We start from the raw sequence: 12,427 nt of genomic DNA on the forward strand, positions 1-12,427 counted from the left end.
TTATGGGAAATGTCAATATGCTTCGACTACGGGTACCACCAATCTCGTCCTCACTACAATCGCGGATTGGGCATAATTCTCCGCTGCGATGCTCCAATCCCCCGAGTACGATTACCCGTCACAACCAGGAAAAGAACCACCCCGGATATGCCAGCTCGAAAAACTGAAAAGACTCGACGCCCGCAAGGCCGCCCGTCCACTGCTGGCGCCGTCGGCAAGGAAGCCATCCTGGCCGCGGTGCAGGAGACACTAAAAACCGTACCGCCTGGAGAGATCACGTTCCAGCAGGTGGCGCTGCTGGCAGGCATCGACAAGAAGTTGATCCGCTACTACTTCGGTCAGATGCCGGATCTTCTCAAGGTGGTCGCCATCCAGATCACGGAGGAACTGCGCAACCGCTTCATCGCCTCCAACGTCCACGACGGTTCCGTCAGAGATCGTCTGCGTCTGCGCATCTCGATCTTTTTGGACTTTTTCGGGAGCAACCCGCACTACCATCGTCTGGTGGTCGACTACCTCTTCAACACGATCGGCCCCGAACGCGATGCCGCGCTCGAGAGGTTCCGGCATTCCATCGGCGAATTGCAGACGCTCCTGAGCGGTGAACACGCTACCGGACAGGCCTATCCACTGGATGCGCGATTCATTCACGTTTCGATTGCCGCGCTTTGCGAATTCATGTTCAGCGCGAAACCTGTCTTCACTGCATTGTTCGGAAACGAAGTCGACTCCCCTGCATTCAAGGAACGATTTTGCGACTTCGTCACCGATCTGGTGATGGGCTCCGCCGCAATCAACGTAGCGGCGAGCGACAAAAGCGTGGACAAGCCATCGGCAGCCGCGCGAACGCCGCGCAAGCGATAACCGGTGAACGTGCGCCCGTCACCGTTCTCCGACACGCTCTAGATCGGCTCCGCGAGGCGCCGTTCGTGCGGCCGCGGCTGCGGGTCCTGAAAGGCAGCACGCATTCGCTCATTGCGCAGTTCGCAAAGGACGGGGTCGTCGAGATTGCCGTCCTGTCCGATCTGGTGCGAGATGTCCTGCACGAATTTGCAACGCTCATAGCGGCGTTCCATGAATCTCGCGAGTGTTTTCTCCACGCCCTCACCCTCCGCGATCAGCTCCGCCAACACGACCGCGTCCTCGATCGCCATGGTCGCTCCTTGCGACACGTGTGGACCGGAGGCATGCGCGGCATCGCCGATTAGCAACACACTGCCTCGATACCAGGGCGATGGAATGATGACCTCCTCGATCGGGCCATAGATGACGCGTGCCGGGTCTTCGATCTGTTCGCGGATCTGTGTGACGAGAGGCGCAGTAAATGATTGCAGGCGTTCGCGCAGCAGACGTGGAAGCTGATCGGCGTCGAAGCGCGGATTGCCGGGTTCATTGGTGACCAGCAGGAGATACATCTGGTCCTTGGAGACCGGCATGATCCCCGCTTTGACCCCCACGCCGAAATACATGATCTGATGGTCGATCTCAGCAGGCCGGGTAGTCGTAAAACGCCAGACACCGTGGCCCGTGTATTGAGGGTCGAACTGACTGCCGAATAGCAACGTCCGGATCCGCGAGCGGATACCGTCTGCCCCGACGACGAGATCGTATCTTTCCCGCGAGCCATCGGTCAGTGTCACGTCCACCTCATCGCCGACCTGTTCAAGCGCCTGCACGCTCAACCCCAGCCGAATCCTCGCGCCAAGAGCGGTAGCCGTCTCCGTCAGGATGCGGTGCAGCGCCGTGCGCGGCAAACCGTTGACGGCAGGAATATCCGGACTTGCGATCCGCAGCAGCTTCATCCTGGCAATGAACCCGCCGTCACTGTCGTTCATCACGTAGTAGTCGATCTGAAGCCCTTCGGCGAGACAACGCTCCATCAGGCCAAGACCGTTCAACGCACGTAGCGCATTACCGGGCTGGATGATGCCGACACCGTAGACATTGTGTTCAGACTTGATCTCGACGATTTCAGCCTGAATCCCCCGGCGCCCCAATGCGACGGCCAGTGACAGACCGCCGATGCCTCCACCTACAATCAGCACCCGCCTAATCGGCTTCATCATATTTCCTTTCATAGTGTTCAACTGCTGAGGATCTTCATTCATAAATTTGCGAATCATGCAGGCAGTGCGGCTGTAAATCACCAGCAGGTGGTCCGTACCGACGACCGCTGTCTTTGCGTCATCCGACCGCGGTCATCGCGTCGCCCGCGATCGTCACCGGCGCGGCGTCGATCAGGACAAAAGCGATGACACATGGCGCATCACCTCGATTGACCCAGTTGTGAATCGTGCCGCGCTGCACGAGCACATCTCCAGCGCGCAGCACCACGGCCTCATGATCGATTTCCATCGTGATCTCACCGGCGAGCACGATGGCGTAGTCGATCGAATCAGTTCGATGATTGCGCGGCGCGACACCCGGCGCGTATTCGATGACACGGAAGACCGAGCGCCCCTTCATTGCAGTACCAACGATCTGTTTCGCCCCGTCGTTGGGGTCGTCGTTATCGGCCGGCAACGCCGCCGACCAGATATTGCAGACCGTGGCGCCTGGACGGAAGCTGACAACATCCTTGGACGGTTCGTCGATCAGGATCGTGGCCTCGCCGTTCGGCTTGTGTCCGGTGACTACCCTTCGAATCTGCATTGCCTGCTCCTCTCAATCGTTAGTGCTGGGGATATGGGGAAGCGTCAGATAGGACGCACGGGTCCCGCCGGTCAGAATGCGACTGCTGCCCTGGAAGGTGGCGCCGCCGCGGTCGGATGCATGCTTGTGCAGGATCCGGCCCGGAATGTCGGGGAACTCGAAATCCTTGCCCATAATGGTCAACACCAATCGATAGCCCTTCGGAAAAACCATCGACGTTGGCCAGATCTCGACGTCCACTTCATAGAACTCACCCGGCACCAACGGTTCGACCCGGTCATGAGTGTGGAAGGGACGTAGCGCATTGCTCCGCTGTGGATCGAGCCTGCGATGCGATACGCGCAGCCAGCCGCGCGACACGGGAGACGCTTCGTGCGCACCATTAATGACGAGCTCCTTGCCGGCCGCATCGATGATACGCAAGACGGCAAACAGGTCCATGTCCTCCGTCGATGAAGACACCCAGAGATGGGCCGTGATGAAGCCGGTAAATTCGGTATCGACTGCGAAGGGTGCTGTCGTGAAGCTCACCCCGTCTCCCATGGCGTCGAAGATCGCGCTGCACTCCTCTGCGGGACAATCGGTGGAGAGCATGCCCGACGCGACGTCGAGGTAGTGGCGTGTGGGTTGCGTCTCCGGCAGCGGGAACGACGCCGCTGTGCGCACCCGATCGCCTCGAGGATCGCGCACAACGAGCCGCACTTCAGGCTCTTTCTGCCAGCCGTTCTGCTCATCGCGCAGAAAATGATTGAAGAAGCGCTTCTGCATGGCGACGTATTCGGGAAGATAGAACCCCTCCCAGTGCTTGCCGACGTGCAGGGAGAGCCACTTCTGCTGCGAACCCGTTCCGAGAAAACCCTCGATGTTTCCGCGCAGATGCATGCCGGGCCCGCCCCAATTGCCGGCCGACAGCACCGGCACCTCGATACGATCGAGCACCGGCGTTCGTTCACGCCACCACGCGCTATCCAGCGAGTGCCGCAGGATATCGGCGACGTAGTCAGTGCGATTGGCGATGAGTTCCTGTTCACTCAATGCTTCTTCGCCGGTGACACGCTTGCCGGTTTCCCGCTCCCGATGCGGTGAGGCGCCATTGCCGTGCTGCACGGCGAGACATTGCTTCGGCCACCAGTAATTAGCGAAACCGCTGCTCAGGATGCCGCCGTGATGCGTGCTGTCGCGGTAGTAGTCGGTATAACCCTCCCAAGGGCAGATCGCTGCCAGATGAGGTGGTCTCAGCGTCGCGACGCGCCACTGCGTCACGGCGTAGTAGGAAATACCCAGCAAGCCGATCTTGCCGTTCGACCAGGGTTGCCGGGCCGCCCATTCGATGGCGTCGTAGTAGTCCACGATCTCGCGCGGCGAGCGAGGATCCAGGTAGCCGGGCGACTTGCCGCTTCCCCTCGAATCGATCTGGATGATCACAAAACCATCAGGAACCCAACGCTCAGGATCGGCCGTTTCCCAGCGAAGATATTTGCCCGTGGAGCCGTTGCTGCAAAGGTCCGGATACACGCTGACTAGCTGATCCCATTGCGTCTTGAAGCCGTCCTCGAAATGGAGATCCTTGCCGTATACGCCCTGCGCCATGATCACAGGAAAGTTGCCTTCTGCGTCCGGACGGAATACGTTCGCACGCAGAACGAGCCCATCGCTTACGGGAATCGGAACGTCCTGTTCGAATATCATGCCGTAGGAGTCTTTATGATCCAGATCGCTTCGTTCCAATCCTGTTTCTTCAGTCATCCTCATCCTTATCTCCACTTCTTTGCACTGAACCGATGCCTTCATCGGTCGCTGTTCTGAACAGCCCGGAACACGTAACCCATCCAGACCGTGGACGACACCGATCGCCCATGCTTTCGTGCAATATATTCCCCATAATGGGAATATGTCAAGACGGTACTCGCTCCTTCGCTGGCTGTCCTCCCTCACGGAACAACAGCCTCGACGGCGAAGAGAAATCCGGCCTCCATGGAAGCCTTAGGATTTCAGTTGAAATATTCCTTATTTTGGGAATAAACTGACGGCAGCACGATTCGCTGACAACAGAACTGGAGAACTTGGAATGTCTGATCGACCCGTTTTACTTGGGATCTCGGGAAGTCTGCGTAAGGCCTCGCACTGCACGGCGATCCTGAAGAACATCGTCGATGCCGCTGAGAGCCGCGCGACGCTCGAAATTTTTCCGCTCGACGCTGTGCCCTTGTACAACCAGGATCTCGATAACGAATCGCCTCCCGAGTCGGTGACTGCCCTGCGGCAGGCAATCGAACGCGCGGCAGGTCTGGTGATCGTCACGCCGGAATACAACTACGGCATGTCCGGTGTTCTGAAGAACGCGCTGGACTGGGCATCCAGACCCTACGGAAAATCAAAGCTGAAGGGGAAAGCCGTGCTGACGCTCTCGGCATCGCCGGCCTTTACGGGAGGGGTGAGAGCGCAGGCGCAACTCAACGAAACGCTGCTCTCGAACGCTGCTTTACTCGTATTGCGTCCGCAGATTGTCATCGGCATGGTGCATGAAAAAATACGGGACGGTCGGGTTGTCGATCAGGAGACCGCAAGATTTATTTCTGAAGGATTGAACGATCTGCTCCGCGATATCGCCAGCAAAGCAACAGTCGCTGATCAGGAAGCCTGAACCATGGCAACCGGGATAACCCCGGCAGAGTCGTCGTCTCAATCGACGCAACGGAGATAACATGAAACTTCTGTCTTACGAGTTCGAAGGTGCTTCCCGTCTAGGGGCGCTCGTCGATGATGGTGTCGTCGACATCGGCAGGCGGCTGGGTGTGAACAGCCTGCGCCACCTGCTCGAAGCCGGGAAACTCGGCGCGGCGACTGAACTCGTTGGAGCACAGCCCGACCACGTCCTGGGCGACGTGGCCTTCCTGCCGCTCATCCCGGACCCGGCCCATTTTTATTGCGTCGGCGTCAACTATGCGGATCATTTGAAGGAGGTCCAGGATGCCGGCATCGTACGCCCGAAACCGAAGCACCCGTCGCTGTTTCCCCGCTTTCCGGAATCGCTGGTCGCGCATGACCGGCCTCTGCAAATACCGAAGGTATCGGACGAATTCGACTACGAAGCAGAACTGGCTGTGGTCATTGGAAAAGGCGGGCGCTATATCGATGAAGCCGACGCGTTGAATCATGTCGCCGGATATACCTGCTTCAACGACGGCAGCGTGCGCGACTGGCAATATCATTCGAGCCAGGTGACCTCGGGCAAGAATTTCTGGCAAACCGGTGGGCTCGGTCCGTGGCTTGTCACGGCAGACGAGATCCCCGATCCGGGTTGCCTCGACATCAAGCTTTTGCTCAATGGCAAGACGCTTCAGGACAGCAATACCCGCCACCTGATCTTCAATGTCGCGCAAATCATTGCTTATGCTTCGGCACTCATCCCGTTGAAACCAGGCGACGTCATTGCCACCGGTACACCCTCGGGTGTGGGTTTCTCCCGCACGCCGCCGATTTTTATGAAAGCCGGCGACATCTGCGAGGTCCAGATCGAGAAAATCGGTACCTTGCGGAATACGGTCGAGAAGGCAGTCGGCTAATCCGTTCGCCGCACAGGCTGCCTGCCGGCAGCGGCGGCAGTGCATGCTTCCCTGCGGCAGCGCACACTTCGGCGTCGTTCGCATCGCGCGCAAGCGGCGCCAGAGTTCCAGCTTTATGTAATAGCCACCCTGCGCCGTACTCACTACTATCAAAGGATATTGAACAACGCTGACGGTGCCCCGCGACGCCCATCCAGCTTCGCGACCCCAAACATCCGGACCGACACAATCCTTTGAGCCGGCATGAACCAAAACACCCTCCCTCGCCAAGGCCCCATAGACGAAGTGGACACCGTCTCATTGGCAGCCTCACTGCTATTCACGCACGGGCAGACCACGGAAAGGACGGTCGTCGCGGCGCAGCAGTTCGGGCGCACTCTTGGCGTACCGGTCAGGGTGTTGCCACACTGGGACGAACTCGTGGTCGAGCTTGACCACACCTCCTTCTCGGAAATTGTCCCGGCCGCGCCGCTAGGCGTCGATATGGGCAAGGTACTCGCCGTCCAGACAATCGTGCATCAGGTGTGCGACGGCGCCATGTCGACCACAGACGCCCGCCCGGCGCTCGTAGCGGCAGAGCGCATGCCACCCGTCGCGGTACTCCGCTTTGCTCTCTTCGCGGCCATCGGCGCTGCGTCGCTCGGCGTGATCTACGGCGTGTACGATGCGGCGAGCCTGGCGCTGATCGCCCTGAGCGCAGGCGCGGGGGCCCTGATCCGTCGCTGGCAGGCAAAGCTTGGCAGCGACCCTTTCCTCGAACCGCTGACCGCGGCCACGCTCGCCGGTGTGATCGGCGCCCTCGCGGGTCGCTTCCACCTGTCAGACGCGCAATCGCTCGTCGCGTTTTGCCCCTGCATGGTGCTGGTTCCCGGCCCGCATATCCTCAACGGTGCGATCGATCTTGCACGCACCCGGATCACCCTGGGTGTCGCGCGGCTGACCTATGCCGGTCTCATCGTGCTGATGATCTGTACGGGCCTGCTGATCGGGACGGCCGCCAGCGGCGGCGCGCTTCAGGCCGGGATGTCCGCGGCCGCGCCCGCGCCCTTCGCGGCCGATGTCCTCGCCGCAGGATGCGCGGTCGCGAGCTTCGGGACTTTCTTTTCGATGCCGTGGCGCCTGCTGCCGCTGCCAATCGCCGTCGGCATGCTGGCGCACGCCGCGCGCTGGGCGCTCGTCTCGATCCTGAGCGCCAACGCTGCGATAGCGGCGTTCTTCGCCTGCCTTCTGGTGGGCCTGATCGTCGCGCCGCTGGTCGATCGCCTGCGCCTGCCGTTCGCCGCCGTCGGCTTCTCCGCGGTCGTCTCGATGATGCCGGGCTTCTACCTGTTCCGTGCCGCAAGCACGCTGCTTGAGTTGGTCGCCATCGGACCGCGTGCGTCGGCCGACCTTGTCCCGGCCCTCGTTGCGAACGGCGCCACGGCGTTCCTGATTATCCTGGCGATGACCGTGGGACTGGTTCTGCCTCGCATGCTGTATGCGCGGTTCGCGACGGCGCGCTCGGCGTTTTGAAGGACCTTCAGACCCAAACCACGGCGAATGCTTGTTGCCTGATCCGAAAAGCAGGCAGCTTCCGGGCGACAACCATGCGACTGTCCCTTTCGCTCGGAGCAACAACCGTCACGAAGTTCTCGCACAACCTACGGTAGTCTGTCGGGAATGGTTCAGCAGCGGCGGGGCTGCGCATCGACTCCGCCAGTACGACAACGGTTATCGACACCTGATGGAGGGTACTTACTGTGGCTACGAACAATGGCGGTACGCTGTATGTCCTGCAGGCACGTCCACCGGCAATCATCGCTCTGTCGCCGGACGGTTCACACGAGGTCGTTCTCGCGAACCTCACGCGCACGCCCGACGGCATCAAGGTCGATGCTGAAAGCCAGATGGTCTACTGGACCAACATGGGAACCGGCATCCATCTGGTCGACGGCGATCCGGCTTCAGGCGCCGTTCCCCCGAACGACGGCACGATCGAAAGCGCGAAGCTCGACGGAACCGGGCATCGGGTGCTGGTGCCTTCCGGTAAGGCCGGAACGCCCAAGGAAATCGTGCTGGATAAGGAAGGTGGTCACCTGTACTGGTGCGATCGCGAAGGCATGCGAGTCATGCGCGCGCGGCTGGACGGCTCGGAGGTCACGGAACTCGTCCGCACCGGGAATTTCCCGGAAGATACGCGCGACGCGAAGCGCCATTGCGTAGGCATCGTCCTGGATAAGGCAAACGGGCATGTCTACTGGACACAAAAGGGAGCACCGGATGCCGGCGAGGGCCGCATCTTCAGGGCGGGCCTTGAGCTGCCGCCTGGCGCGACACCCGATCGGCGCCCGGATATCGAATGTTTGCTGGCCGATCTGCCCGAGCCCATCGATCTCGATATCGATCAGCGCGACACCATGCTTTACTGGACGGATCGTGGCGACGATACGCATGACGGCAATACCCTGAATCGCGCAAGAATCACAGCGTCCGGACTGGTTGATCGCCAGGTGCTCGCCCGCGAGCTGAAAGAAGGGATTGGCGTGTCTCTGGACTCCCGCGGGCGCCGTGCATTCGTGACCGATCTGGGCGGCAATGTGCGCGAGTTGGACATCGATATGAACGAGGAGGCGCATTTCACTACCGTTGCTCATCTGGGTGTGCTGACCGGTATCGACTACGCGGAAGACATCTGAGTCGGATCCCGCAGAACCGCCCGGCTCAACGCGCCTGACGGGTCGGCCTGAACAGGATTTCGTTCAGGCCGGCATCGCCCGGTTGGCCCATCGCGAAGACCACCACGCGGGCGAACGATTCCGCGGGCATTGTCACCCACTGTAGCCACCCATGGCACACCGACAAAGTGGCTACCTAAAAATAGAAAAAATCGGTCATTTAATAACACCAGTCGAACGCCTAATCTTCACTCATCGGCCCACGAAGTGGGTCCAACACCAAGGAGTGAATCATGGAACAACGTCTCGACTTCTATAAAGCCAACCCCGCTGCCATCAAGGCGATGCTCGGCGTCGAAGAACGCATCGGCAAATCGGCCCTCGAAAAATCGCTCACCGAACTGGTCCGTCTGCGCGCCTCGCAAATCAACGGCTGCGCGTTCTGCGTCGACATGCACACCACCGACGCCCGCAAAGGCGGTGAGTCCGAACGGCGTCTCGCCACCGTCGTGGTGTGGCGTGAAACGCCCTTCTTCACCGACCGTGAACGCGCGGCGCTCGAATGGACCGAAGCGCTCACGCTGGTGTCGCAAGAACACGTACCCGACGCCGTGTGGCAAGCCGTTCGCCCGCACTTCAGCGACGAGGAACTGGTCGACCTGACGCTGCTCGTGTCCGCCATCAACGCATGGAACCGTTTTTCGATCGCGTTTCGCAAGATCCCGGCCTAAGCGCGCCGCCGCCCTATCCCAGCGCCCCCTTTCTGCATAACCCGGAAGGAAACAAGTCATGAAAATCATGCACGTCGACGCGAGCGCCAAACGCGAGCGATCCAACTCGCGCGCGTTGAGCCAGCATTTTCTGGAGCGCCTGCGTGAAGAAGGTCTGGATATCGAGGTCGACTACCTCGACGTCACAGTCGATACGCCGCCGCATGTGAACGAAGCATTCGCCATCGCGACCTACACGCCGTCGCATGAGCGCACGCCTGCCATGAAAGCACGGCGAAGCCGGAGCCAGCCTCAGCATTGGAACAGGACAGCGATGTCCTGGCACTCAGCCAGGAGTAGCCGCATGAAAATTCGTACGCTGACGGCGACAGTAGCGCTCGCCGGTCTTTCCCTCGCGGGACTCTCGCAAACCGTCTTCGCCGCGGATACGGCCGCAGGACGCGAGACGATTACGCCCGCGTTCACTGAGGCGATCGCCAACGTTCCGGGTAAAACGATGACGGCGCTTGTCGTCGACTACCCACCGGGCGGCAAGTCGCTACCGCATCGGCATGGGCAGGCGTTTGTGGTCGGCTACGTGCTGTCAGGTGCGATCCGCAGTCGTATCAACAATGGCGAGGAGCACGTGTTTCATGCGGGCGAATCCTGGACCGAGAAGCCCGGCGCGCATCACACGGTCAGCGAAAACGCGAGCGATACCGAACCCGCGAAGCTGCTGGCCATTTTTGTGGCGGACACAAAGGATAAAAAGCTGGTGACGTTCGACAAGCAATAAACGCGTAACGTGAGCTGCAGCCGCGCCCGCCTAGAACTTCGGATGACACTCAAAATTCACTGACGACGCGTGCGCGGTCATCATCTCCACGCCGCTCACCGTTTCAGTCGTGACACTGCTCTGCATGCCGCGACGCTCGCAGTAGTCGCGCGCCTCGCTTATCGCGTGTTCATGCGCGCGAGCCCAGGCCATCTTCCCGCCGGTCGCGCTCGCCGCTACCGTGTAAGTGCCGGGTTTGTCGGTCGTGACGACATCGGTCGTCGATGCGCAGCCCACGAGGCTCGCGCACGCGACCACTGCCGCGATGAGCGCCCGCCCCCGGTTCGACAACAAGCTTCCCCTCTGCGGCATTTCGGACGCTCGCTCCTGATCGAGCACGGAATCTGACATATGGTTGAACATATTCGCCCACATTTTTTAACCATTTTTCCAATCTCGAAATTATGCGCAATCAGGCGCGTCAGATCAGCCTCGTCACCCGAAAACACTGTTGCACACGCCTGAACAATCGCCCGTAGTCCACGCCAGGAAGGGACTCCGCAAGTCCACGGCATAACGGATCAACATCGCGTCCCCGCGGGCCTAAACCCTGTTTTTGCGCCTCTTCCGTTTCATGCAATTTCTGCACTCTCTTCATACGAACAATGCACTGGCTTTATTCCGCCAGTTGACCGAAATTAGCACGGTCATTCCATTTTGTGGCGCGCAGGATTCGGGTCGCAGAACCCTACCCGCGATAACCCCGCAGCAAGACTGTGCAATCGAGTCCGCAGCAGGCGGATATAAAAAGAGGAGACATGCATGCGTTTTATCAACCACGGCGTTTGCGGAGCCACGCTGATTCTTGCCGCTGGTGGCGCCGCGGCCGCCGAGTCGAGCGTGACCTTGTACGGCGTCGTCGACGCGAACATCCAGTATCTCGACAACGGCGGCGTGCATTCGTATGCCGAAAAGAGCGGCGGCTCGACGGGCTCCCTGTTCGGGCTGAAGGGCACGGAAGACCTTGGTGGCGGCCTGAAGGCGCAGTTCAACGTCGAAACCGGCTTTAACGTGAACAACGGCGGCTTGTTCGCCGACACCTCGGCGCTCTTCTATCGTCAGGCATGGGTCGGCCTGAGCCACGACCAATACGGTTCGTTGACCATGGGACGGCAGTACGAGCCGAGTTTCCGGGTCATCTATCCGTCCGACCCGTTTCGCGCAAACGAAGTGTTGTCGCCGTTCTCGGCCAACGTCCTCGCAGTCGACCGCAACACGCTGTCAACGCAATACGATTCCGGCCGCGCCAGCAATTCGATCATGTATCAATCGCCGGATATGAAAGGCCTGAAGTTGTACGGCATGTATGCGTTCTCCGCCACGGTGAGCCAGCCTATACCGGCCACGACCGGCAACATGCTGAACGTCGCGGCCACTTACTCGGGCTACGGTTTCTACGCGGGTCTTGCCTATGTGAACCAGCATCCGGGCCAGGAAACCATCGCCGGTCTGCCGACGTCGCTGAGCCTGCTGGGCACCGAGCACTTCATCGGCGCGCTCGCCTACCGGATCGGCATCGTGAACTTACAGTTCAACTATTCCTACAACCGCGCGCAGGACCCGGCGCCTGGGTCGCTGGCCGCGCACCTGGGCACCGGCCATTCGCTGAGCATTGCAGAGCTGGGCGCAACAATTCAGGCAACCCCGGCCGATACGATCACGATTGCCGGCGTTCAGCGCAGCGTGCGCGGCGCGCATGACAATACGTCGAGCATCGAAGTGGGCGCCGACCATTCGCTCTCCCAACGTACGAGTTTCTACGTGCGGGCGGGCTACATGAAGAACAACGGCACCGCCACGGTGAGCTGGCCGGGCGTGACCGTGACCGCCCCCGGGACCAAGCAGATTCTTGCAACGGTGGGTATAACGCATCGGTTCTAAGGCGAAACGCTGCCGCCGGGCGACGCAAAAGCCTCGCCTGGCGGCAGGTGCTCCCGAAGGCAAAACACTTTCGGAATCGCGCTCCACCGACTAGTCTGTATGCACATCAAGCAAACAGACCGGACGCTG

At 60.3% G+C, this 12,427-nt stretch carries 13 protein-coding genes and 1 pseudogene; 9 read left to right on the plus strand and 5 right to left on the minus strand.

What is annotated here, in order from left to right; translation table 11 throughout:
• Positions 1 to 66: 66 nt before the first annotated feature.
• Entirely contained in the window at positions 67 to 864 is a 798-nt protein-coding gene (locus tag KHO30_RS16045) for a TetR/AcrR family transcriptional regulator (RefSeq protein ID WP_211701572.1), read from the plus strand.
• Positions 865 to 902: 38 nt separating this feature from the next.
• Here KHO30_RS16045 and KHO30_RS16050 read toward each other — a convergent pair whose 3' ends face one another.
• From KHO30_RS16050 to KHO30_RS16060, 3 genes are all read right to left on the minus strand, one after another.
• The gene (locus KHO30_RS16050) at positions 903 to 2,066 is read right to left on the minus strand and encodes an FAD-dependent monooxygenase (RefSeq protein WP_211701573.1); all 1,164 of its coding nucleotides are present in this window, start codon (positions 2,064 to 2,066) and stop codon (positions 903 to 905) included.
• A 118-nt stretch (positions 2,067 to 2,184) separates the two neighbouring features.
• Positions 2,185 to 2,652 (minus strand): cupin domain-containing protein, encoded by a 468-nt coding sequence (locus tag KHO30_RS16055; RefSeq protein ID WP_211701574.1) that lies wholly within the window; start codon positions 2,650 to 2,652, stop codon positions 2,185 to 2,187.
• 12 nt (positions 2,653 to 2,664) lie between these two features.
• Positions 2,665 to 4,398, minus strand: a complete 1,734-nt coding sequence (locus KHO30_RS16060; RefSeq protein WP_342345968.1) for a CocE/NonD family hydrolase — start codon at positions 4,396 to 4,398, stop codon at positions 2,665 to 2,667.
• Positions 4,399 to 4,720: 322 nt separating this feature from the next.
• On the opposite strand from KHO30_RS16060, the gene KHO30_RS16065 reads away from it, so the two are divergent.
• From KHO30_RS16065 to KHO30_RS16080, 4 genes are all read left to right on the plus strand, one after another.
• Complete coding sequence (locus tag KHO30_RS16065; protein WP_093633692.1) at positions 4,721 to 5,296, plus strand: NADPH-dependent FMN reductase; 576 nt, start codon at positions 4,721 to 4,723, stop codon at positions 5,294 to 5,296.
• Between the two features lie 61 nt (positions 5,297 to 5,357).
• On the plus strand, positions 5,358 to 6,218 hold the full coding sequence (locus KHO30_RS16070; RefSeq protein WP_093633693.1) for a fumarylacetoacetate hydrolase family protein: 861 nt from the start codon (positions 5,358 to 5,360) through the stop codon (positions 6,216 to 6,218).
• A gap of 243 nt (positions 6,219 to 6,461) precedes the next feature.
• Positions 6,462 to 7,730: a threonine/serine exporter family protein gene (locus KHO30_RS16075; protein WP_200619450.1), complete on the plus strand. Its 1,269-nt coding sequence runs from the start codon at positions 6,462 to 6,464 to the stop codon at positions 7,728 to 7,730.
• Between the two features lie 227 nt (positions 7,731 to 7,957).
• Entirely contained in the window at positions 7,958 to 8,893 is a 936-nt protein-coding gene (locus KHO30_RS16080) for a hypothetical protein (protein ID WP_200650988.1), read from the plus strand.
• 25 nt (positions 8,894 to 8,918) lie between these two features.
• Here the strand turns inward: KHO30_RS16080 and KHO30_RS16085 are convergent, their stop codons facing one another.
• Positions 8,919 to 9,029 carry an alcohol dehydrogenase gene (locus KHO30_RS16085; protein ID WP_372342267.1) on the minus strand — a complete coding sequence of 37 codons (111 nt, stop codon included), beginning with the start codon at positions 9,027 to 9,029 and terminating at the stop codon, positions 8,919 to 8,921.
• 136 nt (positions 9,030 to 9,165) lie between these two features.
• Between KHO30_RS16085 and KHO30_RS16090 the strand changes: the two genes are divergently transcribed.
• From KHO30_RS16090 to KHO30_RS16100, 3 genes and pseudogenes are all read left to right on the plus strand, one after another.
• Entirely contained in the window at positions 9,166 to 9,603 is a 438-nt protein-coding gene (locus tag KHO30_RS16090) for a carboxymuconolactone decarboxylase family protein (protein WP_093633696.1), read from the plus strand.
• Positions 9,604 to 9,670: 67 nt separating this feature from the next.
• Positions 9,671 to 9,841: pseudogene (locus tag KHO30_RS16095) on the plus strand (NAD(P)H dehydrogenase); the annotation flags it as partial.
• A 105-nt stretch (positions 9,842 to 9,946) separates the two neighbouring features.
• A complete protein-coding gene (locus KHO30_RS16100; RefSeq protein WP_200619457.1) occupies positions 9,947 to 10,378 on the plus strand; it encodes a cupin domain-containing protein in 432 nt (143 codons plus the stop codon).
• Between the two features lie 30 nt (positions 10,379 to 10,408).
• Here KHO30_RS16100 and KHO30_RS16105 read toward each other — a convergent pair whose 3' ends face one another.
• Positions 10,409 to 10,729 carry a hypothetical protein gene (locus KHO30_RS16105; protein WP_244864063.1) on the minus strand — a complete coding sequence of 107 codons (321 nt, stop codon included), beginning with the start codon at positions 10,727 to 10,729 and terminating at the stop codon, positions 10,409 to 10,411.
• A gap of 450 nt (positions 10,730 to 11,179) precedes the next feature.
• Here KHO30_RS16105 and KHO30_RS16110 point away from each other — a divergent pair, with 450 nt between their 5' ends.
• Positions 11,180 to 12,298 carry a porin gene (locus tag KHO30_RS16110; protein ID WP_211701576.1) on the plus strand — a complete coding sequence of 373 codons (1,119 nt, stop codon included), beginning with the start codon at positions 11,180 to 11,182 and terminating at the stop codon, positions 12,296 to 12,298.
• The last annotated feature ends 129 nt before the right edge of the window (positions 12,299 to 12,427 follow it).

Origin of the sequence: Paraburkholderia aspalathi (assembly GCF_905220735.1) — a bacterium.
GTDB lineage: Bacteria > Pseudomonadota > Gammaproteobacteria > Burkholderiales > Burkholderiaceae > Paraburkholderia > Paraburkholderia aspalathi.

Bases quoted from the DNA above. Each gene is read 5' to 3' on its own strand.
- KHO30_RS16075 (WP_200619450.1), top strand. From the start codon at position 6,462: ATGAACCAAAACACCCTCCCTCGCCAAGGCCCCATAGACGAAGTGGAC.
- KHO30_RS16070 (WP_093633693.1), top strand. From the start codon at position 5,358: ATGAAACTTCTGTCTTACGAGTTCGAAGGTGCTTCCCGTCTAGGGGCG.
- KHO30_RS16050 (WP_211701573.1), bottom strand. From the start codon at position 2,066: ATGATGAAGCCGATTAGGCGGGTGCTGATTGTAGGTGGAGGCATCGGC.
- KHO30_RS16105 (WP_244864063.1), bottom strand. From the start codon at position 10,729: ATGCCGCAGAGGGGAAGCTTGTTGTCGAACCGGGGGCGGGCGCTCATC.
- KHO30_RS16060 (WP_342345968.1), bottom strand. From the start codon at position 4,398: ATGACTGAAGAAACAGGATTGGAACGAAGCGATCTGGATCATAAAGAC.
- KHO30_RS16055 (WP_211701574.1), bottom strand. From the start codon at position 2,652: ATGCAGATTCGAAGGGTAGTCACCGGACACAAGCCGAACGGCGAGGCC.
- KHO30_RS16065 (WP_093633692.1), top strand. From the start codon at position 4,721: ATGTCTGATCGACCCGTTTTACTTGGGATCTCGGGAAGTCTGCGTAAG.
- KHO30_RS16100 (WP_200619457.1), top strand. From the start codon at position 9,947: ATGAAAATTCGTACGCTGACGGCGACAGTAGCGCTCGCCGGTCTTTCC.
- KHO30_RS16090 (WP_093633696.1), top strand. From the start codon at position 9,166: ATGGAACAACGTCTCGACTTCTATAAAGCCAACCCCGCTGCCATCAAG.
- KHO30_RS16110 (WP_211701576.1), top strand. From the start codon at position 11,180: ATGCGTTTTATCAACCACGGCGTTTGCGGAGCCACGCTGATTCTTGCC.